Raw genomic sequence first — 23145 nt, 5'->3', positions numbered from 1 at the left:
CAAAACGCACGACAGGCTCAGCGCAACTGCGGGCCCTGGAAGCCCATCCACATGGCCAAGTGCTCGGCCACGCTGGCACCAATGCGCTTGGAGAAGCGATCGAATGGCGATTCCTGCACGGTGTAGTCGACCAGATCCTTCTCACCAACGATTTCACGCGCCACATAGCTGGCACTGCCCAACCCATCCACCAACCCCAGCGCCTTGGCCTGCTCACCTGACCAGACCAGGCCACTGAACAATTCCGGATGCTCCTTATCCTTCAAGCGGTCTCCCCGCCCCTGCTTGACCATGGCAATGAACTGCTGGTGGGTGGTATCCAGCACACCCTGCCAGAACGCACGCTCATCAGGCTTTTCTGGCGAGAACGGGTCAAGGAAGGCTTTGTGCTCACCCGCTGTATAGGTACGGCGCTCGACACCCAGCTTCTCCATGGAACCCACGAAGCCGTAGCCGGCCGCCGTCACGCCAATGGAGCCAACCAGACTGGCCTTGTCAGCATAGATTTCATCCGCGGCACTGGCGATGTAGTAGGCACCGGAAGCCCCCAGATCGGCGATTACCGCATACAGCTTGATATCTGGGTGCTCACCACGCAGACGACGAATTTCATCGTACACATAGCCCGCCTGCACCGGGCTGCCGCCCGGACTGTTGATGCGCATGACCACGGCTTTGGTCTTGGGGTCCTTGAACGCATCGCGCAGGCTCTTGACCAGGTTGTCGGCACTGGCGGCCTCCTGATCGGCAATTACCCCGCGCACCTCTACCAACGCAGTGTGATTGCCGCTGCGCGAGGTGGCCTTGTCCATGTCCATCAATGGCGTGAACAGCACCAGAATGCCGAACAGGTAGACGAAGGTCAGCAGTTTGAAGAAGATCCCCCAGCGCCGAGCCCGACGCTGCTCCTGAACACCGGCCAGCAAGGTCTTCTCCAGCAGCTTCCAGCTCTTCTGCTCGACACGAACCTCTTCGTTCTGCGCTTCACGCGCCTCGCGGGCGAGGCGCTCCTCGTCGGTTTCGTTAACCGGCGCTTTCCACTCGTCAGCCATGCTCACCTACCTTGGAATTGAACTTGCCTGGAACCGGCCAGCCACTCGCGCAGCTGGGAAAAATGCTCGATACACACCTGCGGGCCGAACTCGGCCAGCGCCTGCAGCGACATGGCACCATAGCCCACCGCCACCGAATGCATGCCGGCATTACTGGCCATTTGCAGGTCGAATGCCGAATCTCCGACCATCAGCGCCCGCCCGGGTTCGACGCCGCAATGCCCGAGGATTTCTTCGAGCATCAGTGGGTGCGGCTTGCCACGGGTTTCATCAGCGGCACGGGTGATGTCGAAGAACTGCTCCCATCCATTGGCCTTGAGCACGCGGTCCAGCCCGCGGCGCGCCTTGCCAGTCGCCACTGCCAGGCGATAGCCTTCGGCACGGAACGCATCCAGCGACTCGACAACACCCTCGAACAAGGGCGAAGGCTGCTGATCCAGGGCCATGTAGATGTCGGCGTAGTGCCGGCGGAAAGTTTCGACCTGCAACGGATCAAGGTGCGGATACAGCGTCGAGATGGCCTCCCCCAGCGCGAGGCCGATGATGCCCTTGACCGCACCCTCGGGGCTAGGCGCTTCGCCGGCACGCTCGGCAGCGGCATTCATCGACTCGACGATGCGGCCGATGCTGTCGGCCAGGGTGCCATCCCAATCGAAAATCAGTAACTCATAGTCACGGCGCACTGAGTCGCTCCACGGTTTTCGCCCACACCTCATCCACTGGCGCCTCAAGCTTGAGCTCACCGCCATCGGGCAGCGGCACGGTCAGGGCATAGGCATGCAGGAACAGACGCTTGCCACCCAGCTCGCGAATCTCGCGACTGAAGTCTTCGTCGCCATACTTGCTGTCACCGGCGATCATGTGGCCGGCATGCAAGGTGTGCACGCGGATCTGGTGGGTGCGACCGGTAATCGGGCGCGCCTCGACAATGGTGGCGAACTCGCCGAAACGGCGCAGCACGCGGAAAAGGGTCAGCGCCTCCTTGCCTTCATCGTTGACCTCGACCATGCGCTCGCCGGAGCGCAGGTTGCTCTTGAGCAGCGGTGCATTGACCTGCTTCTTCGAAGTCGGCCAGTGGCCACGCACCAGCGCCATGTAACGCTTGTCCACGCCGTCACCACGCAGGGCGGCATGCAGGTGGCGCAGCATGCTGCGCTTCTTGGCGATCATCAGCAGGCCGGAGGTGTCGCGGTCCAGGCGGTGCACCAGCTCCAGCTCCTTGGCGTCCGGGCGCAGCTGGCGCAGCGCCTCGATCACACCAAAGCTCAGGCCGCTGCCGCCGTGCACAGCAATGCCGGCCGGCTTGTTCATCACGATCAGCGCCTTGTCTTCATAGACGATGGCTGCCTCCAGGCGCTGCAGCAGCCCCTGGGCCACGGGTGCCGGCTCGTCACGCTCGGGCAACCGGACAGGCGGAACGCGCACGATATCGCCGGCCTGGATCTTGTATTCAGGCTTGACCCGCCCTTTGTTGACCCGCACCTCACCCTTGCGCAGGATGCGGTAGACCAGGGTCTTGGGCACGCCCTTGAGCGCCGTGATGAGGAAATTGTCGATTCGTTGGCCGGCAAGTTCCGGCGCGACTTCGATCAGCTGAACGCCGGAAGTCGGAGGGGTATTGGTCGTCATGGCGGGGATCATAACAATTATTTATGGAATTGAAGCACTTAATCATTACTGCTATAGTCGCGAACGCCGCCAAAAGCGGCAGGCCAGTGAAACCAGGCCCTGGGCCGGTTCCTGACCTACGCAGTTCTCCAGGACGCGAGGCCGTCCTACGGGGTTTTCGCCAGTTTACCGAATTGCCTGGAATCGCCACCAGCGCTGTGTAGAGAAGACCGAAAAAAAACGACAAGTGTGGTTTTTCACCTGCTTCCCGATTCTTTTCGCTGCACCTCTGCCCGCCCCCGTCGCTTCCACGCAACGCAAGGCGAATGCTTCGGAAATACCTGCCTTGGATATGTAATGGCGTCAGCTTCCCGTTCGAAGCTGGCGAAAAATGCAACCCGTTGCGGATTCAGCGCGCGGCAGCACCCGAATTATCAGGGATACGTGCAGGGTGGAGATGCACAGCCCTCGGACCGTGTAGCACCGCGTCCGGCCACCGGCCCACTGAATGGCCGGCGAGCGGATAAGGTCCTGAACAGATGCCTCCGGGCGTCCACGGCTGACGGTTGATTCCTCCTCCTGACTGAGTGCACGAGGCCCGCTTGGTTGATTCGGATACCCATTCGAAGCCACCGGGGCCTGGTAGGCACCGCAGCAAACAGGACGCGTCGTCGCGACAACGGCAGGCTGGGCAACCGGCTGGTGCCGAACGTTGCTCGACACGGGGGTGGCCCGGCCACCCTTTGCGCACCTTGGCACCGACCATGAGAAGTCGTGTGTGCCGAACGCCGTTTCCGGCAGCCCGGAAACCGACGGTACAACATGAAAAGAATGCTGATTAACGCAACTCAACCCGAAGAGTTGCGTGTAGCCCTGGTGGACGGCCAACGTCTCTACGACCTGGACATCGAGTCCGGCGCACGTGAGCAGAAAAAGGCCAACATCTACAAAGGCAAGATCACCCGGATCGAGCCCAGCCTCGAAGCCGCCTTCGTCGACTTCGGCTCCGAACGTCACGGCTTCCTGCCGCTGAAGGAAATCTCCCGCGAATACTTCAAGAAAGCCCCTGAAGGCCGGGTCAACATCAAGGAAGTCCTGAGCGAAGGCCAGGAAGTCATCGTCCAGGTCGAGAAGGAAGAGCGCGGCAACAAAGGCGCCGCCCTGACCACCTTCATCAGCCTGGCTGGCCGCTACCTGGTACTGATGCCGAACAACCCGCGTGCCGGTGGCATCTCCCGCCGCATCGAAGGCGAAGAGCGCAACGAGCTGCGTGAAGCCCTGAACGGCCTGACCGTGCCGGGCGACATGGGCCTGATCGTGCGCACTGCCGGCCTTGGCCGCAGCAGCGAAGAAATGCAGTGGGACCTCGACTACCTGCTGCAACTGTGGACCGCCATCAAGGAAGCGTCCCTGGACCGCGCCGCGCCGTTCCTGATCTACCAGGAAAGCAACGTCATCATCCGCGCCATCCGCGACTACCTGCGCCAGGACATCGGCGAAGTGCTGATCGACAGCATCGATGCCCAGGAAGAAGCCCTGACCTTCATCCGCCAGGTGATGCCGCAGTACGCCAGCAAGGTCAAGCTGTACGAAGACAGCGTGCCGCTGTTCAACCGTTTCCAGATCGAAAGCCAGATCGAGACCGCCTTCCAGCGCGTTGTCGACCTGCCGTCCGGTGGCTCGATCGTGATCGACCCGACCGAAGCACTGGTCTCCATCGACATCAACTCGGCGCGCGCCACCAAAGGCAGCGACATCGAGGAAACCGCCCTGCAGACAAACCTGGAAGCGGCCGAGGAAATCGCCCGCCAGCTGCGTCTGCGTGACATCGGCGGCCTGATCGTCATCGACTTCATCGACATGACCCCGGCGAAAAACCAGCGCGCAGTAGAAGAGCGCGTACGTGAGTGCCTGGAAGCCGACCGCGCCCGCGTTCAGGTCGGCCGCATCTCGCGCTTCGGCCTGCTGGAAATGTCCCGTCAGCGCCTGCGCCCATCGCTCGGCGAAAGCAGCGGCATCGTCTGCCCTCGCTGCTCCGGCACCGGCATCATCCGTGACGTCGAATCGCTGTCGCTGGCTATCCTGCGCCTGATCGAAGAAGAAGCCCTGAAAGACCGTACCGCCGAAGTACGTGCCCAGGTGCCGATCCCGGTTGCCGCCTTCCTGCTCAACGAGAAGCGCAACTCGATCACCAAGATCGAACTGCGCACTCGTGCACGCATCATCATTCTGCCGAACGACCACCTGGAAACCCCGCACTTCGAAGTCCAGCGCCTGCGCGACGACAACCCGGAAGTGCTGAACAACCAGTCCAGCTACGAAATCGCCGCTGCCGAAACTGAAGAAGCACCACAGCCAACCGCCACCCGCACCCTGGTTCGCCAGGAAGCCGCGGTGAAGACTGCGCCGGCCCGTGCCAACGCTCCAGTACCGAGCGCCGCCGAAGAGCAGCCTCAGCCCGCCGCACCGGTAGCCCCTGCACCGAGCGCACCCGAGCCAAGCCTGTTCAAAGGCCTGGTGAAGTCGCTGGTCAGCCTGTTCGCCGGCAAGGAAGAACCCGCCGCCGCACCGGTCGTCGCCGCCGCCGAGAAGCCGGCTGCCGAGCGTAGCGCGCGCAACGAAGAGCGCCGCAACGGCCGCCAGCAGAGCCGCAACCGCAATGGCCGCCGCGATGAAGAACGCAAGCCACGCGAAGAACGGGCCGAACGCGCCCCGCGTGAAGAACGCGCACCACGCGAGGAGCGTGCTCCACGTGAAGAACGCGCCCCTCGCGAAGAGCGTGCGCCACGTGAAGAGCGCGCACCACGCCAGCCACGCGAAGACCGCCGCGGCAACCGCGGTGAAGAGCGCGTACGCGAACTGCGCGAGCCGCTGGACGCCACACCGGCAGAACGCGAAGAGCGCCAGCCGCGCGAAGAGCGTGTAGCCCGTGAAGAGCGTGCGCCACGCGAAGAACGCGCCCCACGTGAAGAGCGTGCACCACGCGAAGAGCGCGCACCTCGTGAAGAACGTGCTCCTCGTGAAGAGCGCGCCCCGCGTGAAGAGCGTGCGCCCCGCGAAGAGCGTGCCCCGCGTGAAGAACGTGCTCCTCGCGAAGAACGCCAGCCTCGCCCACCGCGCGAAGAGCGCCAGCCACGCCCAGCCGAACAGGCTGCTGAGCAGGCGGCCGAACTCGCCGAAGAGCAACTGCCGAACGAAGAGCTGCTGCAGGACGAGCAGGAAGGCACCGATGACGAGCGTCCGCGTCGTCGCTCCCGTGGCCAGCGTCGCCGCAGCAACCGCCGTGAGCGTCAGCGCAATGCCAATGGCGAGCTGATCGAAGGCAGCGACGAAGAAGGCAGCGAAGAGCAGCCGCAGCAGCATCAAGCCACCGAGCTTGGCGCCGAACTGGCTGCCGGCCTGGCCGTCACTGCCGCTGTCGCCAGCAGCCACATCAGCGCCAATGCCGAGGCTGAAGCCAACCAGCAGGCCGAGCGCGCCAGCGCCGAAGCTGTAACCACTGAAAACAGCGAAGTCGCCCAGCCGGCCGAGCAGGCCGAAGTGGTTGCTCAAGCCGAGGAAGCTGTCATCGCGCCGGTGGTCGAACAGCCTGTCAGCGAGCCGGTCACCGTAGTCGAAGCCAGCGCCGAGCCAGTGGTCGAGGTCGCACCGCAGCCAGTGGTTGAAGTGGCCCCTACCGCCGAGCCAGTGGCAGCAGCCCAAGCACCGGTTGAAGCACCTGCTGCCAAAGCCGAAGTGATCGAAGCGGCAGTGGTCGAGGGCGGTGAAGCCGAGCAGGCTCAGGTTGTGGCTGAAGAAGCACCGGTTGCCGAGCAGCCAGCTGCCGTCATCGAAGCCCAGCCGGAAGTGGCGGTAGAACCTGTTGCTGCCGAAGCTACCCCTGCGGTAGTCGTGCCAGCCCCTGTAGAAGCCCCTGCAACCGTCGAAGCCGCTACTGTCATGCTGCCTAACGGCCGCGCGCCGAACGACCCACGCGAAGTGCGTCGCCGCAAGCGTGAAGCCGAGGCCGCTGCCAAGGCTGCCCAGGAAGCTGCCGAGCCCGCGCTGGAAACCACCGATGAGCACAAGCCTCATCACGGTTGATAGCCAAGGCTGAATGAAAAAGCCCCGCCAGTGCGAACTGGCGGGGCTTTTTCTTGCCTGTCTGCTTTACCTGTTCCGGCCTCTTCGCGGGCAAGTCGGGGCCGGGAAAGGCAAAGCAATCAGTACAGGTTGGGCTCCATCTCCAGCTCCACGCCGAACCGCTGCAGGATATCTGCCTGAATCCGCTGCGCCAGCGCATGCACCTGCGCCCCACTCGCCTGGCCATAATTGACCAGCACCAGCGACTGCAGCCGATGGACACCCGCATCGCCCTCACGGTAGCCTTTCCAGCCCGCCTGCTCGATCAACCAGCCCGCTGCCAGCTTCACCTGGCCGCCTGCCTGGGGATAGGCCACCACGCCCGGGTACTGGCTTCGAATGCTTTCGACCAGCTCAGCCGACACTACCGGATTCTTGAAGAAGCTCCCGGCGTTACCCAACTCCGCCGGGTCCGGCAGTTTTTCGCGACGAATGCTGCAAATGGCGTCGCTGATCGCCTGCGCGGTTGGCTGCTCAACGCCCTGCTCCACCAGGCGCTGGCGCACAGGGCCATAGTCCAGATGTGCCTGCAAGTCGTGGCTCAGCGCAAAGCGCACACGCAAGATCAACCAGCGCCCAGGGTTGCGCTTGAACACGCTGTCGCGGTAACCGAAGGCGCACTCCTCCAGGCTGAAATCGCGCAGCGCCCCGGTCTCCCGGTCCAGCGCGGTCAGCCCGGCGAACACATCCTTGATCTCGACGCCATAGGCGCCGACGTTCTGCATCGGCGCAGCGCCCACGGTGCCAGGTATCAGGCTGAGGTTCTCCAGGCCACAATAGCCTTGCGCCAACGACCATTGCACGAACGGGTGCCAAGGTTCACCAGCTTGCGCCTCGACCACCACCCGCTCGCCGTCATCACTCAGCACGCGCTGGCCACGGCTGGCCATGTGCAGTACCAGCGCATCGATATCGCGGGTCAGCAGCAGGTTGCTGCCACCCCCGATCACCTGCACTCGCAACTGACGCTGGCGCGCCTGGGCCAACGCCTCGCGCACTTCGTCATCACTGTGTGCCTGGGTGAAATACCGGGCTTTTACGTCGATGCCGAAGGTGTTGTAGGGCTTTAGCGAAACCTGCTCCTGCCAAACCGCTGTCATAGCCGCCCCTTGATTTCCACGACCAGCTCGCGGCACGCAGCCTCGATCAGGTCGAGCACCTGCTCGAAGCCCTCGGCACCGCCATAGTAAGGGTCTGGCACCTCGTCCAGGGCCGCGCCGTAACGGCGCAGGAACAGGTCGAGCTCGCCACTGGCATTGTGCGGGCGCATGGCGCGCAGGTGGGCGAGGTTGCTCTCATCCATGGCCAGGATCAGGTCGTACTCGGCGAAATGCGCCGGCTTGACCTGCTGGGCACGCTGGCGCGACAGGTCATAACCACGCGTCAGCGCTGCCTTGCAGGTGCGGCTGTCTGGGGCCTTGCCAACATGCCAGTCGCCGGTACCGGCAGACGCCACATGCACCTGCTCAGCCAGGCCGGCCGCCTGCAATTGATGGCGCAGCACGCCTTCGGCGGTGGGCGAGCGGCAGATATTGCCGAGGCAGACGAACAGGACGCGCATCAGGCCTCCAGCAAGCGCCGTACGCGCTCCAGGTCTTCGGGGGTATCCACTCCCACGGCTGGCGCCTGGATGGCGTCTTCGACGTGGATACGCACGCCATGCCACAGCGCACGCAGCTGCTCCAGGGCCTCGGTCTGCTCGAGCCAGCATGGGCCCCAACTGACGAAGTCCTGCAGGAAGCCGACGCGGTAGGCATACATGCCGATGTGGCGGCGATACGGCACGCCTTGCGGCAGCACGTCGCGGTCCTTGGCAAAGGCGTCGCGGGCCCAAGGCAGCGGCGCACGGCTGAAACTCAAGGCCAGGCCGTTCTTGTCGCTGACCACCTTGACCGCATTGGGGTTGAACACGGTTTCCGGCTCATGGATCGGCTCGGCCAGGGTGGCGATGCCGGCTTCCGGGTGGGCTGCCAGGTTGGCGGCCACCTGGTCGATGATCACCGGTGGGATCAAGGGCTCGTCGCCCTGTACGTTGACCACGATGGCATCAGCCGGCAGCCCCAGGTGCGTAGCCACTTCGGCCAGGCGGTCGGTGCCCGATTCATGGTCGGCGCGGGTCATCAGCACTTCGGCGCCAAAGGCCTGGCAGGCTTCGAGGATGCTGGCGTCATCGGTGGCGATGACCACCCGACTGGCGCCACTCTTGCGCGCCTGCTCCCAGACGTGCTGGACCATAGGCTTGCCAGCAATTGCCAGCAGCGGCTTGCCCGGCAGGCGCGTGGAGCGCAGCCGGGCGGGAATGACCACGGTGAAGTTCACGCTCATTTGTCCAGACGCTCGTCGTCGGTCAAGGTACGCGCTTCGCTTTCCAGCATCACCGGGATACCGTCACGGATCGGGTAGGCCAGGCCTGCGCCCTTGCTGATCAGCTCGGTCTTGTCAGCACTGAGCTTGAGCGGGCCCTTGGTGATCGGGCAGGCGAGGATATCGAGCAGTTTGGTGTCCATGGAGGCTTCCTTGAGGCCAGGTGGCCGGAACATTGAATAAGCTGAATGAGCGTTCAGGGCTTGCGCAGCAACCGTTGCAGCTGGTTGTCGAACCAGGCGCCGAAGGCAGGCGTGGGCTGTGCCTCGACCGCCAGGTACCACCAGTCGTCGGCGGCGAAGGCCCGGCATTTCACCGCATCCTTCTCGGTCATGATCAGCGGCAGTGCCGGGCTGAACGCCAGGCTTTCGGCACTGAACTGTGCATGGTCGGCAAAGGGGTGCGGCACCGGCTGCCAGTTTAGCTCCAGCAGGGTATTGAAGAAACGTTGCGGGTTACCGATACCGGCCACCGCATGCAGGCGCTGGCCCGGCGGGAAAAAGCCCAGTTCGCGGCGTTCGCCGCTGCGCAGGTTGACCAGGGCAGACGGCTGCAGACGGAAGCCAAAACCGTCCGCACGGTCGCCATCGGCACCGTTGTACAGCACGGCGTCCACCTCTTGCAGGCGCTCGCGCGGTTCGCGCAGCGGGCCAGCAGGCAGGCAGCAGCCATTGCCCAGACCACGTGCGGCATCGATCAGTACCAGTTCAAGGTCACGGGCCAGGCGGTAATGCTGCATGCCATCGTCGCACAGGATCAGGTCAAGTGGCTCACTGGCGAGCAGCGCCTGCACCGCGCCGGAACGGTCAGGGTCGATCATCAGCGGCACGCCAGTGCGCTGGACGATCAGCAAAGGTTCGTCGCCGGCTTGTTCGGCCGGCTGGCTCGCTTCTACCCGCCACGGGTAGTGCGGCGGCTTGGCACCGTAGCCACGGCTGACCACACCCACCTTGAGGCCCTGGCGGCGGCAATGCTCGATCAGCCAGAGAATCATCGGCGTCTTCCCGGTGCCGCCCACGGTGATGTTACCTACCACGATGACCGGCACCGGCGCCCGATAGCTGGCACTTTCGCCACTAAGGAAACGCGCGCGCTTGCGCCTCACAACGCGCCGGTACAACGCTTCAAGCGGGCGCAGCAGCGCCAGGGCCGGATGCCCGGTGTACCAGGCGGCGAGCAAGCGGTCGGCGAGCGCCATCAAGGTGTCCCCTGGGCAGCCTCGACGGTGGTCATGCGCAGGTGGCTGAAACCGAGCTTGCCGGCGGCATCCATTGCGGTGATCACGGCCTGGTGTGGGGTCTTGCCGTCGGCGCTGATGGCCAGCGGCAACTTGTTGTCACCGCCAGATTCGCGCTCGATGGCCTCGCTCAGGGTCGCCAGGTCGCTCTTGGGCAGCAGGTGGTTGTTCACCGAATACACACCATCGGCGCTGATGGTCACTTCCACCAGTTTGCCCTGATCGGCCGGTGCCTGCTCGGCGCTGGCCGCTTCGGGCAGCTCGACACGCAACTGGGTCTCGCGGGTGAAGGTGGTGGTGACCACGAAGAACAGCAGCAGGACGAACACCACATCGATCAGCGATGCAAGATTGATGTCGACGTTCTCCCGCTGGCGATTGCGCCGGAACTTCACGCCTTGCCTCCGGCCACTTCCACTTCGCGGTCGCCCTGGATCACTTCCACCAGCTTGATCGCCTCCTGCTCCATGCCCACCACCAGCTCATCGATGCGGCGCAGCAGGAAGCGGTGGAAGAATACCGCCGGGATACCAACCATCAGGCCGGCCGCAGTGGTGACCAGGGCCTTGGAGATACCGCCGGCCAGCACAGCGGCGTTGGCGGTCATCTGCGAGCCCATGAAGGCGCTGAAGATATCGATCATGCCCAGCACGGTGCCCAGCAGGCCGAGCAGCGGCGCCATGGCAGCGATGGTGCCGAGGGTGCTGATGTAGCGCTCGAGTTCGTGGATGACGCGCGAGGCGGCCTCCTCGATGCACTCTTTCATGATTTCGCGGCCATGGCGTGAGTTGGCCAGGCCAGCAGCGAGAATCTCGCCCAGCGGCGAATCGGCGCGCAGGGCCTTGAGCTTGTCACTGGTGAGTTGCTTGTCCTTGATCCACATCCACACCTGGCCCAGCAGGTGCGGCGGGCTAACGCGGCTGGCGCGCAAGGTCCACAGGCGCTCGACGACGATAGCCATGGCGGCGATGGAGCTCAGAATGATCGGCAGCATCATCCAACCACCGGACTTGACCAATTCCCACACAGTAAACGCCCCTCTGGAAAAAGGCCGCCACTCTAACACAGGAGCGCAAAGGGCTCATCTGCCGGAGGTCAGGCAAATGGCAGGGCCGGCCTCTTGGCGGGCAAGCCCGCCCCTAACGAGGCTTGCGATCGCCCGTGGGGCGAGCTTGCCCGCGAAGAGGACCGGTCAGCCACCGCCAGCCTCCCGCCAGAATCGCCGCTGCCGACGCACACCCTCGACATCGCCATGGCTCCCCAGCACCAGCCGCAAGCCCCCTTCTTTCGCCGTGTCGTGAATGGCCACGCCATGCCGACCATAGCGTTCGACCACCTGAGCATGCGGGTGCCCGAAGCTGTTGTTGCGCCCCCGTGAAATCAGCACCCCACGCGCAGCCGTAGCGCGGATGAAGGCCTCGCTGGAAGAAGTGCGGCTACCATGGTGCGGCGCCTGCAGCCAGTCGATACGGGGCGCTTCGTTCTGTGCCAGCCAAGCCCGCTCTGCGCCGGCCTCGATATCCCCCGCCAGCAGCAAACGCTCGCCCTGCGCCTCGACCAGCAACACGCAAGAGCGGTCATTGCTGCTTTGCCCGTCAGCCCAGCGCCATAACGAAAAGCGTACGCCATCCCAGGTCCAGTGTTCGCCACTGATGCAAGGTTGCAGCTGCACATCATCCAGCGCTTCGCCGCCAATCATTTGCCGGACTGGCAAACCACGCTCGATGGCCGCAGCACCGCCCGCATGGTCGGCATGGGCGTGGCTGATCAACATCAGGTCCAGGCTGCCCACCCCAAGCTTGCGCAGGGTCGGCAGCACCACCCGCTCGCCCAAGTCGATTTCGCCCTTGGCCGGCCCTGCGTCGTACAGCAGGGCGTGATGCCGCGTGCGCAACAGCACCGCCAGACCTTGACCGACGTCTAGCTGCCATACCTCTACCTGACCATGCGGCACTGGCTCTCTCGGCACCCACAAGGCCAGCAGCAGGACCCCGCCCAGGCCGCGCACCGGCACTCCGCGTGGCAGCAACCACAGCAGCGCTCCAATACACACAAGCAACCATGCATGCACCGGCAAAGCTGGCGGTGTCCATGCCGGGCGCCACGCTGCTATCAAGGCAAGCAGGCGCAACAACAAGTCCAGCATGCCTCCCGCCAGCCATAGCAAGCCCTCGCCAATGCCTGCCAGCGGCAGCAACAGGGTGCCGAGCAACGCCAACGGCAACACGCCCAGGCTGACCCAGGGCACTGCCAGCACGTTTGCCAGGGGTGCGGTCAGGCTCACCGGCAAGCCCGTGGCCAGCAACACCGGCAGCAGGCCTACGGCGATTACCCACTGGGCCCGCGTCCACGCCTCCCAAGGTCGCCAGCCGCCAAGGCGCGCGGCAAAGCTGCAGATCAGGATCGCCACTGCCGCAAACGACAACCAGAACCCGGGTAGCAACACCGCCAGCGGCTCTGCCAGCAGCACCAGGTTCAGCGCCAGCAGCAGCGGGAACATCGCACCTAGCTGACGAAAGCGCAGGCGCCACAACAGCACCACCGTCAGCATCAGGCAAGCGCGCTGCACCGGCACGCCGCCGCCTGCCAGCCAGCCATAAGCCAGCGCCGCCGTCAGCGCCAGGCCGCATGCCCAGGGCAACCATGGCCAGTCACGCGGCCACAGCCCCCAGCGCGCCAGCCCCGCTATCAAGGCATACAGTAGCCCTGCAACCAGGCCGATGTGCTGGCCGGAAATCACCATCAAGTGCACCGTGCCGGTAGCCTGCAGTACCTGCCACTGGTCGCGGGCCAACCCCGCGCCATCCCCCAGTACCAACGCCACCAAAGCAGCTTCCTGACCAAGGGCATCGACATTCAACAGCCGCTCGCGCAACGCATCTCGCCACCCCGGTGGCGCCGCGTGCAACACCTGGCCCGCTTTCACGGTGCCAGTGGCGCCGATTCGGCGCGCCAGCAGTTGAGCCTCACGGTCCGGGCCATGAGGGTTGAGCAACCCCGCCGGGCGCTGCAGGGTGACCGCCAGCCGCCAGTGCTCGCCAGCGCGAATGGCCGGGCCGTTGAACCAGCTCAATTGCAACCGCCGGGGCAACTCGGCGCGACGCGAACGTGGCTGCTCCAGCTCAAAGCGCACGCCCTGCGCAGTCCGCGTCGGCAAGCCTGCGACCCGGCCCTCCAGCCAAAGCGTGCGGCCATCGAGCCCCGCAGCCAGGCGCTCATCCAGCGCCTGCTGGGCCGACCAGCAGGCCCAACACAGCCCCAGCACAAAACAGCCCAGCGGCCACAGCCGGGTGCACGCGCAGACACCACCCCCCAGCACAAGCAGTAGCAGCCACCCGACCGACGGCAAAAAGGGGAGAAAGCCCAGGCTCAATAGCCCGAGCGCGAGCGCAAACATCCCTGTGCGCATGAGGTAGAGCTCCAGAAGCGGAATCGCCTACTGAGGCATAGCCGAAAAGCCGCCCGTGCCTGCTCAACAATTGTCACAAACTCTGAACAAGGCTGAGATGGAATCAAGGCATACTTCCCCGATCAATGCTCCGGGAGCCCACATGCCGCGCCGCCTTTTCAAACGCTACATGCCGGACCCGACCAGCATTCGGGAACACAAGTCCTTACGCTTTTTCGGCAAGTTGCTGCACGACCCTAACCTCTGGCACCTCAACCGCCACTCGGTGGCGCGGGCCATGGGCGTGGGCCTGTTCGCGGCGTTGATCCCCATCCCCATGCAGATGCTGCTGGCTGCAGCACTGGCGATCCCGGTACGCGGCAACCTGCCGATCGCCGTCAGCCTGGTCTGGCTGACCAACCCGCTGACCATGCCGCCGGTGTTCTTCGTCACCTACATGACCGGCGCCTGGCTGCTGCAGATACCGCCCCGCAGCCTGCCCGACGAACTGACCTTCGAATGGATCACCGACCAGCTGGCCACACTGTGGCAGCCGTTCCTGCTGGGTTCGGTGGTGTGCGGGGTGGTGCTGGGCATTTTCGCCTACTTCACCACCCTGCTGTACTGGCGCTGGTGGATTGGCCGGCAGTGGCGCCGGCGCAAGCAACGGGTGTCAGGCACGCATGCCGCGGCCACTGACCAGCAGGCGAACGCACAGCACATAGAGCACCGCGGTGGCCACCAGCATGAAGGTGATCGCCGTGCCAATACTGATATCCGACACCCCTAGGATGCCGTAGCGGAACGAGTTGACCATGTGCAGCACCGGGTTGGCCAGCGACACGGTCTGCCAGAACGGCGGCAGCAGGTTAATGGAGTAGAACACTCCGCCCAGGTAGGTCAGGGGCGTCAGCACGAACGTTGGAATGATCGAGATATCGTCGAAGTTGCGCGCAAACACCGCGTTGACGAAGCCCAGCAGCGAGAAGATTGTCGCGGTCAGCAGTACCACGACCACGGTCACACCCAGGTGATGCACCTGCAGGTCGGTGAAGAACATCGACAGGATGGTCACGATCACCCCAACCGCCAAGCCACGCAGCACGCCACCCAGCACATACCCCACGAGAATGGTGTGTGGCGACACCGGTGACACCATCAACTCCTCGATGGAGCGCTGGAACTTGCTGCCGAAGAAGCTCGACACCACGTTGCCGTAGGAGTTGGTGATCACCGACATCATGATCAGCCCCGGCACGATGTACTGCATGTAGGTGAAACCCCCCATGTCGCCAATCTGCCGGCCGATCAGGTTGCCGAAGATGACGAAGTACAGAACCATGGTGATCGCTGGCGGCAGCAGGGTCTGCGGCCAGATACGCAGGAAGCGCCGCACTTCGCGGTAGACGATGGTGTTCAGGGCGACCCAGTTGGTGCGCAGTTCCACACTCATACGGCCACCTTCGACAGGTTTTTTTCCACCAGGGACACAAACAGCTCCTCGAGTCGGTTGGTCTTGTTGCGCAGGCTCTGTACCTCGATGTTCTGCAACGCCAGCTGGCCGAACAGTGCGGTAATGCCGATGTCCTTCTCCACCTGCACTTCCAGGGTGTGCGGGGTCAGCAGCCGGCAGGGGTAGCCTTGCAGCACAGGCGCCGAGGCCAGGTCCTGCTTGAGGTCGAGGACGAAGGTCTCGACATGCAGCTTGCCCAGCAACTGGCGCATGCTGGTGTTCTCGACGATGGTGCCGTGGTCGATGATGCCGATGTTACGGCACAGTTGCTCGGCCTCTTCCAGGTAGTGCGTGGTGAGGATGATCGTGATGCCCTTCTGGTTGAGCTCGGTGAGGAAGCTCCACATCGAGCGACGCAGCTCGATGTCCACGCCGGCAGTCGGCTCGTCGAGGATCAACAGCCGCGGCTCGTGGATCAGTGCGCGGGCGATCATCAAACGGCGCTTCATGCCACCGGACAGCGAACGCGACTGCACATCGCGCTTGTCCCACAGGCCCAGCTGGGTGAGGTACTGCTCGGCGCGCTCCTTGGCCAGCTTGGGCGGGATGCCGTAGTAACCGGCCTGGGTGACTACGATGTCGAAGGTCTTCTCGAACTGGTTGAAGTTGAATTCCTGCGGCACCACGCCCAGGCAGCGCTTGAGCGCCGAGGGCTCGCGGTCAAGGTCGTGGCCAAACACGTTGACTGTGCCACTGGTCTTGTTGACCAACGTCGAGAGGATGCCGATGGTCGTGGACTTGCCGGCGCCGTTGGGGCCGAGCAAGGCGAAGAAGTCGCCTTCGGCAACATCGAGGTCGATGCCTTTGAGGGCCTGGAAGCCGTTGCCGTAGGTCTTGGTCAGCTGTCGGATGGACAGGGCGGAACTCATAGCGGGTCACTTACCGAAGAAAAAGGTGCAGGACACGCCAGGGCAGATCACTGGCGCAGTGAGTGCGGCCATGGTGCAAGGCCCGGCCGCACAAGTACAGTCACATCTATTGATAATGACTATCGAAGCAAGCTCAGGTCAGCGCGGTCATTACGGCGGCCTGGTAGGCCGGGCGGGCCTTGAGGCGCTCGTACCAGGCTTCCAGATGACGCATGGCCGGGCGTTCGATGGGCATTTCGAACCAGGCGTAGACGAAGCTACCCAGTGGGATGTCGCCCATGCCGATCTGGTCACCGGAAAGGTACGGTTGGTGCGCCAGGGTTTCGTCGGCAATTGCCAGCAACTGTGCGCACTGCTTGTGCGCGGCGTTGATTGCCACCCAGTCGCGCTGTTCTTCAGGGGTGCGCAGCAGGCCCCAGAACAGCGGGCGGAACGGGGTGGCAAACGATGAGGTGGTCCAGTCCATCCACTTGTCGGCCAGGGCACGCTGGCGGGGGTCTTCCAGGTACCAGCCCTGCTCTGCACCGTATTCGGCGCACAGGTAGCGGACGATGGTGTTGGATTCCCACAGGGTCAGGTCGCCATCTTCAAGCATCGGCACCAGGCCGTTGGGGTTACGTGCACGGTAGTGCGGCTCGTTGACCACGCCAAAGGCGCCACCGGCGTCAATGGATTCGAAATCAAGACCCAGCTCATGGGCGACCCACAGCGCCTTGCGCACATTGCTCGAATTCTTGCGGCCCCAGATCTTCAGCATGGCAATGTCCTTATGGAATGCAGTGGGTGAACAGTCTACTCCAGAGTTTTATTGCCTGTACTGGCCTCTTCGCGGGCAAGCCCGCTCCCACAGGATCATCACAACCTTCAAGCCGGCGATATTCCTGTGGGAGCGGGTTTACCGGCGATGAGGCCGGCACAGGCGAACAATGATCTGAAACTCCCACCGCCACACCCTGTCACTGTTCTGAACAGGCTGTTCACAGTGTTGCGTCTACGCTGTGTGGGACGGCTCAAGCCCTTGGTTCCAAGGAGGACCGATTATGTTGCTGTTGTGGTTGGTGGTGCTGGTGATCGGCGCGGCATATCTCACGCACCGGCGCCTGGCGCCCTTGCAGATACTGGGCATCATGGCGGCCTATGTGCTGTTGATGGGCATTTTCAGCAGCGCCCCTGGCTGGCTGCTGACGCTGCTGTGGATTGTACTGGCCCTGAAAATCGCCCTGGTGGCACTGCCGGACTGGCGCCGCAAGGTGTTCACCGGCCCGGTGTTCAAGTGGTTCCAGCGTACCCTGCCTCCCATGTCGCAGACCGAGCGCGAAGCCATCGACGCCGGTACCGTGTGGTGGGACGGTGAGCTGTTCAGCGGCCGCCCCGACTGGCGCACCCTGCTCGATTACCCGGCACCCAAGCTCACCGAGGAAGAACAGGCCTTCATCGACGGGCCAACTGAAGAGCTGTGCGCAATGGTCAGCGACTGGCAGATCGGCCAGGACATGGACCTGCCACCCGAAGCCTGGCAGCACATCAAGTCCCACGGCTTCTTCGCCCTGATCATTCCCAAGGAATACGGCGGAAAAGGCTTCTCTGCCCATGCCCACTCCCAGGTGGCGATGAAACTGGCCACGCGCAGCGGCGACCTGGCGTCCACGGTAATGGTGCCCAACTCACTCGGCCCGGCAGAACTGCTGTTGCACTACGGTACCGACGAACAACGCAACCACTACCTGCCGCGCCTGGCTCGTGGCGATGACATCCCCTGCTTCGCCCTCACCGGCCCGCTGGCAGGCTCCGACGCCGGCGCAATGCCCGACACCGGGGTCATCTGCAAAGGCCAGTGGAACGGTGAAGAGGTCATCGGCCTGCGCCTGAACTGGGAAAAACGCTACATCACCCTCGGCCCGGTCGCTACCCTGCTGGGCCTGGCGTTCAAGGCCTACGACCCGGATCACCTGCTGGGCGAAGAAGAAGAACTGGGCATCAGCCTTGCACTGATCCCCACCAATACCCCCGGCGTGGATATCGGCAAACGCCACTTGCCGCTGGGCGCAGCCTTCATGAATGGCCCTAATAGCGGCAAGGACGTGTTCGTGCCGCTGGACTTCCTGATTGGCGGCCAGGCCATGCTCGGCAAGGGCTGGATGATGCTGATGAACTGCCTCTCGGTAGGCAGATCCATCTCCCTGCCTGCCGTTGGCACCGGTGCCGCCAAGTACACCAGCCTGGTCACCGGCCAGTACGCGAACATTCGCGAGCAATTCAATGTGCCATTGGCGGCCTTCGAGGGTATTCAGGAATCACTGGCGCGCATCGGCGGCAATGCCTGGCTGATGGACAGCGCCCGCCTGCTGACCGCCAAAGCCGTGGACCTCGGTGAGAAACCTTCGGTGTTGTCGGCGATTCTCAAGTACCACCTGACGGAGCGTGGCCGCGAATGCATCCAGCACGCCATGGACGTGCACGGGGGCAAGGGCATCATCATGGGCCCGAACAATTACCTGGGCCGCAACTGGCAAGGAGCACCGATTTTCATCACTGTCGAGGGGGCGAACATTCTTTCGCGCAACCTGATGATCTTCGGCCAGGGTGCTATCCGCTGCCACCCGTTCGTGCTCAAGGAGATGGCCCTGGCCGGTCGAGAAGACCGTGATCAGGCACTGAAGGAATTCGACGACCTGCTGATGAAACACATCATGTTCGCCGCTGGCAACGCGGCCAGCACGCTGGTGTTCAATCTGGGGCTGGGCCGCCTGGAAAAGGTGCCGGGTGATGCCCTGAGCCAGGGCTACTTCCGTGCTCTCAATCGCCAGGCCGCCGCATTCGCCCTGCTCGCGGATCTGTCGATGATGCTGCTGGGCGGCGCGCTCAAGCGCCGCGAACGCCTGAGTGCGCGCCTGGGCGATGTGCTGAGCTATCTGTACCTGTCCAGCGCCGCACTCAAGCGTTATCACGACCTGGGTTCTCCGGAGCACATGCAGCCACTGCTGCGCTGGGCCATGGAAGAAAGCCTCGGCCAGGCTGAAAAGGCCTTGGACCGGCTGCTCGACAACTTCCCCAACCGCTTTGTCGGCTGTGCGTTACGCGTGCTGGTGTTTCCGTTCGGCCGCCGTCATACCGGGCCATGCGATGAACTGGATGCCGAAGTGGCGGCGCTGATCGGCCGCAGCAAGGGCGACCCGGCCCTGGAGGAGTTGCTTGCAGGATGCTTCCGCCCGCAGGCCAATGGCGACCCAGTGGCGGCACTGCAACGGGCCTGCGACTTGTTGGATGAGGCAACCCCGCTGCACAAGGCGCTGCACCAGGCGATCAAGGAAGGCAGGGTTCAGCCTGCACCAGGGCAGTCGATGATCGATGCGGCAGTGCAAAGCGGTGCGCTGCAGCCAGGTGAGGGGCAACGGTTGCACGAGGCAGAGCACGCCCGCCGGGCGGTGATCGATGTGGATGCCTTCGACAAGGCACAGTTGCTGCCCGAGCCAGGCAAGGTGCGCTGAGCAAGGGGCCGTTTTGCGGCCCCTTCCGCAACCCGCGTATACTCCGCCACCGTTTCGACTACCCCGAGGACCTCCCCCATGGCCAACCCCCACCTGGAATATCACCTGCAACTGCTCAACCACCTGCGCACCATCCTGGTGGCACTGGGGGACGCCGAGCAGGTGCCAGAGGAAAGCCACGCCCTGTTCCTCGAACGCTTTGACGAGCTGCTGGCCCTGTTGCCGCAGAATCCGCTGGAAAGCCAATATCTGGGCCAGGACCTGATTTGCCAGGTGATTCAGCGCTACCCGCAAATCGCCCACCTGGTGCCGCGCGACCTGCTGTGGTTCTTTGGCGGTGATTGCCTGCACTACATGCCTGACGAGGAACTGGACCTGTACCAGCGCCTCGAAGACCGCCGCTACGAGGCGGAGCAAAACGACGAACCTTTCGACTGGCACCAGGAAAAGCAACTGCTCTCGATGCCAAGCGGCTCTGCCAATCATTGACCACCTCGACGGTCGCGCCTGCACCCAGGCGCGACCTGACGCTGTAGCCAACCGCCAATGCCCCGCATTCAAGTTGATTCGCCTTACAGACGCTCAGTGCCGTGCTGCTTAACCTGCACGCGTCCCTGCTACAGCTGAGCAACGCTGTCCAGGACTCCAAATGCGCCCATCATCCGTAACGATGATCGCGGCCATCAACTGACCAACGGGTATTTCCAATGAAAAAAACCTTGATCGCCCTCGGCTTGGCCGTGGGCGCCAGTACTGCCCATGCCGTACCGGACACCGGCACCATCCTCTTCACCGGCAAAGTCAACGGCAACACCTGCTCCATCGAGATTGTCGACCCATACAACGGTGCGGTACTGAACCCGATCGTGCTGCCTGAGGCTGAAGCCTCACAGCTCACGGGTGGCGTTGACAAAGAATCATCCCCTCTGGGCTTTGGCCTTAGCATCACTGCCGGAACCAATTGCGACCCGACAGGCAAGAAAGGCGTCGTCTCCTTCTCTGGCAAAGACGGCCCAGCAGGGGCGGGCGACACTCTGCATGCACTTCACCCTGGCAGCGCCGCTGGCGTAGCGCTGGCAATCAAGGACAACACCGGCACCGTCATCCCTTGGGGAGCCGAATCCAAGGAATATGACCTGAACGCCACTGGCCAGAGCATGATGCTGTTCTACGCCAACCTGCGCTCGACCGCAGCAACCGTCAGCGCCGGGCCAGTCAACGCCACGATTCCTTTCGTGTTCAACCTGAAATAGCCCCAAAGGCCGCACCATGCGCGGCGCGGCCCTTCCTTCACAATACTCTGTGCAGATCATGTCTAACACCGGATACCAACGCCTTCGACGCGCCCTGCTTCCTCTGTGCCTGGCCCTTTCATTACCAGCCGCCGAAGCCGCGCTGACCATCAACGCCACACGGGTGATTCACACCAGCGACGCTCGCAGCTCATCGGTTGTGATCGCCAACCCGACCAACAGGCCTTTCGCCGTGCAGACGTGGGTCAATACCCAGACAGACGATACCCTCACGGCCGTACCTTTGGTCCCGACCCCCGTGCTTTTCCGCCTGGCCCCTGGCAAAGACCAGCTTGTGCAGATCAACCGCCTGCCTAACGACCTGCCGCAAGACCGTGAGTCGCTGTTTTTCTTCAATGTCCAGGAAATCCCGCAGCAGGAAGCGTCTGGCCAAAATCAACTGAACATCGCCATGCGCACACGCATCAAGCTGTTCTATCGGCCCAGCCAACTCAAGGGCTTGCCGCAAGATAACGTCAAGAATCTGAACTGGTTCCTGCAGCAACGCGATGACGGCTTGCATCTGGTAGTCGACAACCCGACGCCTTTTCACTTCACTTTCGACCAACTGGAAGTCAATGGCGCCGGGCAGTCGGAAAAACCCAGCACCATGGCCATGGCACTTCCGTTCGCCCAACAGTCCTACCGCCTGACGCAGGTCCGCAAGCTGCAGGGGCTGCAGGTGACCTTCAATACCCTTAACGACTATGGCGCCTCTACCGCCGTCATGCAGCAGCCTCTGTCACTCAGGCCAGCAAGGTGATCTCCAGCGGCTCGAAATTCGGCAGCGCCGGCCAGGTACGGCCGGCGTCGAAACTGACCATCACTTCGATCGTGAAGTTCTGCCCCAGCAGCAAACTGCTCAAGAACGCAAGCGGCACCGTCGCGTCACCTGTTGCACCGATTCCTGACGTCAACTCACCCTCTGTGACGGCATGATTGCGCATGACCTGCAGATCACTGGCGCCTTCAGCGGACACACCGCGAATTTCGATACGAACCCATTGGTCCTGGCTTATCAACTTCCAGGGCGCCAGAGTGATGGCCGGGTCCCGCGTCTGCTGCTTCAAACTGAACGTCGTACCTGTCGTACCTGATAGCTGTGGAATTGGCATGCTGGAGCGTGGAAGCGGCTCTATCACCACCCGCCTGACATCAGACCACCATGGGCCGTCGCTCCCGTCTACCGTGTAACGCAGCGGCACTGTCTTGCCGCTCAGGGCAACCACATGACGCTCGGCAACACGATAGCTGCTCACACCCTCCACACCCTGCAACAACTGCTCACCGAACAGCCCAGGTGCCCATTCCACCGTGAACGGCTCGCCCGGATGAATGACCGCCGTTCCAGGGATTCTTATTTCCACAGGCTCATCAACGTCGACCAGTTTCAGGGTCACCTGCTCCTGGCTGCCAGTCGCCAGCGGCACCTCTGGCCTGGGAAGTACCCGCGGAATCGGTTTGGCATCGACGGTAACGGCCTTGGGCACAGAGACCGGGCTACTGTTTCCTGCGCGATCGCGCACCAGATACTGGGCATAGCGGCCACCATCACCGCGTTCCCGGATCATCTTGCCGTCATATTCGATGATCACGGGATTGCCGGCATCCTGACTGGTCAACGTGACTTCGCCTACCTGGGTATTGTCCAGCGGCTCATCATCCCAGTAGTACACGATCGTGTCGCCCGGCATGAATGTCTGGTAGACCGGCACCTGCCCGCGCAACACTTCGCCATTGTCCTTGAGAAACTTGTCCGTCACCGGTTGCGAGCCCAGGTCGGGAAATTCCAGGCGCCCTCTGTCACCCCCCAAAACCGGAGCGGTGCGATCAATGGTCAAGGTCAAGGGCTTGGAACCGATTTCGACACCGTTATAGCCCAGAACACGGTAGGTAACCTGAAACTCACCCTCTTTGAGCAATGAGTCGGTCGGCACATCGATAAACAGCTCATCGGGGTTGATGGCCGCATACCAGGTCTTTGCATCAACCAACTCGCCCCCCCAGTACAAAGAGAGTGTTTCCGGCATATCCGGCCCAGGGCTGGAAATCGGCCACTGCGGTACCTCGATGCGCAAGGGCTGGCTGAGGGCTGCAACTGGCAACAAACCTGGTGCGCCATCTGTGATGTCGTCCAGCATCGCCGGTGCAAACGGAGGCTCCAGAACACCGTCATTGTGTGTTAAATCCATTGGCATGATGCCTTCCTCCA

At 63.2% G+C, this 23145-nt stretch carries 21 protein-coding genes; 6 read left to right on the top strand and 15 right to left on the bottom strand.

What is annotated here, in order from left to right; all coding sequences use genetic code 11:
- Window positions 1–17: 17 nt before the first annotated feature.
- The 3 genes from APH27_RS17610 to rluC are packed head-to-tail and all read right to left on the bottom strand — an operon-like array spanning window position 18 to window position 2681.
- A complete protein-coding gene (locus APH27_RS17610; protein ID WP_027919448.1) occupies window positions 18–1052 on the bottom strand; it encodes a S49 family peptidase in 1035 nt (344 codons plus the stop codon).
- Between the two features lie 2 nt (window positions 1053–1054).
- Window positions 1055–1735: an HAD family hydrolase gene (locus tag APH27_RS17605; RefSeq protein ID WP_027919449.1), complete on the bottom strand. Its 681-nt coding sequence runs from the start codon at window positions 1733–1735 to the stop codon at window positions 1055–1057.
- Window positions 1725–2681 (bottom strand): 23S rRNA pseudouridine(955/2504/2580) synthase RluC, encoded by a 957-nt coding sequence (gene rluC, locus APH27_RS17600; protein ID WP_027919450.1) that lies wholly within the window; start codon window positions 2679–2681, stop codon window positions 1725–1727. The genes APH27_RS17605 and rluC overlap by 11 nt, the downstream gene beginning before the upstream one ends.
- A gap of 801 nt (window positions 2682–3482) precedes the next feature.
- On the opposite strand from rluC, the gene rne reads away from it, so the two are divergent.
- Complete coding sequence (rne, locus tag APH27_RS17595; protein ID WP_060485502.1) at window positions 3483–6743, top strand: ribonuclease E; 3261 nt, start codon at window positions 3483–3485, stop codon at window positions 6741–6743.
- A 119-nt stretch (window positions 6744–6862) separates the two neighbouring features.
- Here the strand turns inward: rne and murB are convergent, their stop codons facing one another.
- The 8 genes from murB to APH27_RS17555 all read right to left on the bottom strand — a co-directional run bounded on the left by murB (window position 6863) and on the right by APH27_RS17555 (window position 13792).
- The gene (murB, locus tag APH27_RS17590) at window positions 6863–7882 is read right to left on the bottom strand and encodes a UDP-N-acetylmuramate dehydrogenase (protein ID WP_027919452.1); all 1020 of its coding nucleotides are present in this window, start codon (window positions 7880–7882) and stop codon (window positions 6863–6865) included.
- On the bottom strand, window positions 7879–8343 hold the full coding sequence (locus tag APH27_RS17585) for a low molecular weight protein-tyrosine-phosphatase (protein WP_027919453.1): 465 nt from the start codon (window positions 8341–8343) through the stop codon (window positions 7879–7881). The genes murB and APH27_RS17585 overlap by 4 nt, the downstream gene beginning before the upstream one ends.
- Window positions 8343–9107 carry a 3-deoxy-manno-octulosonate cytidylyltransferase gene (gene kdsB / locus APH27_RS17580; protein WP_027919454.1) on the bottom strand — a complete coding sequence of 255 codons (765 nt, stop codon included), beginning with the start codon at window positions 9105–9107 and terminating at the stop codon, window positions 8343–8345. Before kdsB ends, APH27_RS17585 begins: the two co-directional genes overlap by 1 nt.
- Entirely contained in the window at window positions 9104–9289 is a 186-nt protein-coding gene (locus APH27_RS17575; protein ID WP_003247142.1) for a Trm112 family protein, read from the bottom strand. Before APH27_RS17575 ends, kdsB begins: the two co-directional genes overlap by 4 nt.
- Before the next feature lie 53 nt (window positions 9290–9342).
- On the bottom strand, window positions 9343–10344 hold the full coding sequence (gene lpxK, locus APH27_RS17570; protein WP_027919455.1) for a tetraacyldisaccharide 4'-kinase: 1002 nt from the start codon (window positions 10342–10344) through the stop codon (window positions 9343–9345).
- Window positions 10344–10778, bottom strand: coding sequence for a biopolymer transporter ExbD (locus APH27_RS17565; protein ID WP_027919456.1), 435 nt, complete (start codon window positions 10776–10778; stop codon window positions 10344–10346). The genes lpxK and APH27_RS17565 overlap by 1 nt, the downstream gene beginning before the upstream one ends.
- Entirely contained in the window at window positions 10775–11410 is a 636-nt protein-coding gene (locus APH27_RS17560) for a MotA/TolQ/ExbB proton channel family protein (RefSeq protein ID WP_027919457.1), read from the bottom strand. The genes APH27_RS17565 and APH27_RS17560 overlap by 4 nt, the downstream gene beginning before the upstream one ends.
- Window positions 11411–11575: 165 nt before the next feature.
- Window positions 11576–13792: a DNA internalization-related competence protein ComEC/Rec2 gene (locus tag APH27_RS17555; RefSeq protein WP_060485501.1), complete on the bottom strand. Its 2217-nt coding sequence runs from the start codon at window positions 13790–13792 to the stop codon at window positions 11576–11578.
- Between the two features lie 142 nt (window positions 13793–13934).
- Between APH27_RS17555 and APH27_RS17550 the strand changes: the two genes are divergently transcribed.
- Window positions 13935–14561 (top strand): DUF2062 domain-containing protein, encoded by a 627-nt coding sequence (locus tag APH27_RS17550; protein WP_027919459.1) that lies wholly within the window; start codon window positions 13935–13937, stop codon window positions 14559–14561.
- Here the strand turns inward: APH27_RS17550 and APH27_RS17545 are convergent.
- The 3 genes from APH27_RS17545 to APH27_RS17535 all read right to left on the bottom strand — a co-directional run bounded on the left by APH27_RS17545 (window position 14445) and on the right by APH27_RS17535 (window position 16910).
- Window positions 14445–15224 carry an ABC transporter permease gene (locus APH27_RS17545; RefSeq protein ID WP_027919460.1) on the bottom strand — a complete coding sequence of 260 codons (780 nt, stop codon included), beginning with the start codon at window positions 15222–15224 and terminating at the stop codon, window positions 14445–14447. The genes APH27_RS17550 and APH27_RS17545 overlap by 117 nt on opposite strands.
- Window positions 15221–16153 carry an ABC transporter ATP-binding protein gene (locus tag APH27_RS17540; RefSeq protein ID WP_027919461.1) on the bottom strand — a complete coding sequence of 311 codons (933 nt, stop codon included), beginning with the start codon at window positions 16151–16153 and terminating at the stop codon, window positions 15221–15223. The genes APH27_RS17545 and APH27_RS17540 overlap by 4 nt, the downstream gene beginning before the upstream one ends.
- A 133-nt stretch (window positions 16154–16286) precedes the next feature.
- Window positions 16287–16910, bottom strand: coding sequence for a glutathione S-transferase (locus APH27_RS17535; RefSeq protein ID WP_060485500.1), 624 nt, complete (start codon window positions 16908–16910; stop codon window positions 16287–16289).
- A gap of 283 nt (window positions 16911–17193) precedes the next feature.
- Here APH27_RS17535 and APH27_RS17530 point away from each other — a divergent pair, with 283 nt between their 5' ends.
- The 4 genes from APH27_RS17530 (at window position 17194) to APH27_RS17515 (ending at window position 21696) form a co-directional block, all read left to right on the top strand.
- Window positions 17194–19641: an acyl-CoA dehydrogenase gene (locus tag APH27_RS17530; RefSeq protein WP_060485499.1), complete on the top strand. Its 2448-nt coding sequence runs from the start codon at window positions 17194–17196 to the stop codon at window positions 19639–19641.
- A 78-nt stretch (window positions 19642–19719) separates the two neighbouring features.
- On the top strand, window positions 19720–20130 hold the full coding sequence (locus APH27_RS17525) for a PA2817 family protein (protein ID WP_060485498.1): 411 nt from the start codon (window positions 19720–19722) through the stop codon (window positions 20128–20130).
- Window positions 20131–20348: 218 nt separating this feature from the next.
- On the top strand, window positions 20349–20894 hold the full coding sequence (locus APH27_RS17520) for a fimbrial protein (protein WP_060485497.1): 546 nt from the start codon (window positions 20349–20351) through the stop codon (window positions 20892–20894).
- A 16-nt stretch (window positions 20895–20910) separates the two neighbouring features.
- Window positions 20911–21696 carry a molecular chaperone gene (locus APH27_RS17515; RefSeq protein ID WP_256250614.1) on the top strand — a complete coding sequence of 262 codons (786 nt, stop codon included), beginning with the start codon at window positions 20911–20913 and terminating at the stop codon, window positions 21694–21696.
- Here the strand turns inward: APH27_RS17515 and APH27_RS17510 are convergent.
- Window positions 21680–23131: a hypothetical protein gene (locus APH27_RS17510; RefSeq protein WP_156335895.1), complete on the bottom strand. Its 1452-nt coding sequence runs from the start codon at window positions 23129–23131 to the stop codon at window positions 21680–21682. The genes APH27_RS17515 and APH27_RS17510 overlap by 17 nt on opposite strands.
- Window positions 23132–23145 lie beyond the last annotated feature (14 nt).

The sequence above is a fragment of the Pseudomonas sp. NBRC 111123 genome (assembly GCF_001320205.1).
In the GTDB taxonomy this organism is placed as follows: domain Bacteria; phylum Pseudomonadota; class Gammaproteobacteria; order Pseudomonadales; family Pseudomonadaceae; genus Aquipseudomonas; species Aquipseudomonas putida_J.
This window is presented reverse-complemented; position numbering and strand designations above follow the sequence as displayed.

Bases quoted from the DNA above. Each gene is read 5' to 3' on its own strand.
- APH27_RS17610 (WP_027919448.1), bottom strand. From the start codon at position 1,052: ATGGCTGACGAGTGGAAAGCGCCGGTTAACGAAACCGACGAGGAGCGC.
- rluC (WP_027919450.1), bottom strand. From the start codon at position 2,681: ATGACGACCAATACCCCTCCGACTTCCGGCGTTCAGCTGATCGAAGTC.
- rne (WP_060485502.1), top strand. From the start codon at position 3,483: ATGAAAAGAATGCTGATTAACGCAACTCAACCCGAAGAGTTGCGTGTA.
- murB (WP_027919452.1), bottom strand. From the start codon at position 7,882: ATGACAGCGGTTTGGCAGGAGCAGGTTTCGCTAAAGCCCTACAACACC.
- APH27_RS17585 (WP_027919453.1), bottom strand. From the start codon at position 8,343: ATGCGCGTCCTGTTCGTCTGCCTCGGCAATATCTGCCGCTCGCCCACC.
- kdsB (WP_027919454.1), bottom strand. From the start codon at position 9,107: ATGAGCGTGAACTTCACCGTGGTCATTCCCGCCCGGCTGCGCTCCACG.
- APH27_RS17575 (WP_003247142.1), bottom strand. From the start codon at position 9,289: ATGGACACCAAACTGCTCGATATCCTCGCCTGCCCGATCACCAAGGGC.
- lpxK (WP_027919455.1), bottom strand. From the start codon at position 10,344: ATGGCGCTCGCCGACCGCTTGCTCGCCGCCTGGTACACCGGGCATCCG.
- APH27_RS17555 (WP_060485501.1), bottom strand. From the start codon at position 13,792: ATGCGCACAGGGATGTTTGCGCTCGCGCTCGGGCTATTGAGCCTGGGC.
- APH27_RS17550 (WP_027919459.1), top strand. From the start codon at position 13,935: ATGCCGCGCCGCCTTTTCAAACGCTACATGCCGGACCCGACCAGCATT.
- APH27_RS17545 (WP_027919460.1), bottom strand. From the start codon at position 15,224: ATGAGTGTGGAACTGCGCACCAACTGGGTCGCCCTGAACACCATCGTC.
- APH27_RS17540 (WP_027919461.1), bottom strand. From the start codon at position 16,153: ATGAGTTCCGCCCTGTCCATCCGACAGCTGACCAAGACCTACGGCAAC.
- APH27_RS17535 (WP_060485500.1), bottom strand. From the start codon at position 16,910: ATGCTGAAGATCTGGGGCCGCAAGAATTCGAGCAATGTGCGCAAGGCG.
- APH27_RS17530 (WP_060485499.1), top strand. From the start codon at position 17,194: ATGTTGCTGTTGTGGTTGGTGGTGCTGGTGATCGGCGCGGCATATCTC.
- APH27_RS17525 (WP_060485498.1), top strand. From the start codon at position 19,720: ATGGCCAACCCCCACCTGGAATATCACCTGCAACTGCTCAACCACCTG.
- APH27_RS17520 (WP_060485497.1), top strand. From the start codon at position 20,349: ATGAAAAAAACCTTGATCGCCCTCGGCTTGGCCGTGGGCGCCAGTACT.
- APH27_RS17515 (WP_256250614.1), top strand. From the start codon at position 20,911: ATGCGCGGCGCGGCCCTTCCTTCACAATACTCTGTGCAGATCATGTCT.
- APH27_RS17510 (WP_156335895.1), bottom strand. From the start codon at position 23,131: ATGCCAATGGATTTAACACACAATGACGGTGTTCTGGAGCCTCCGTTT.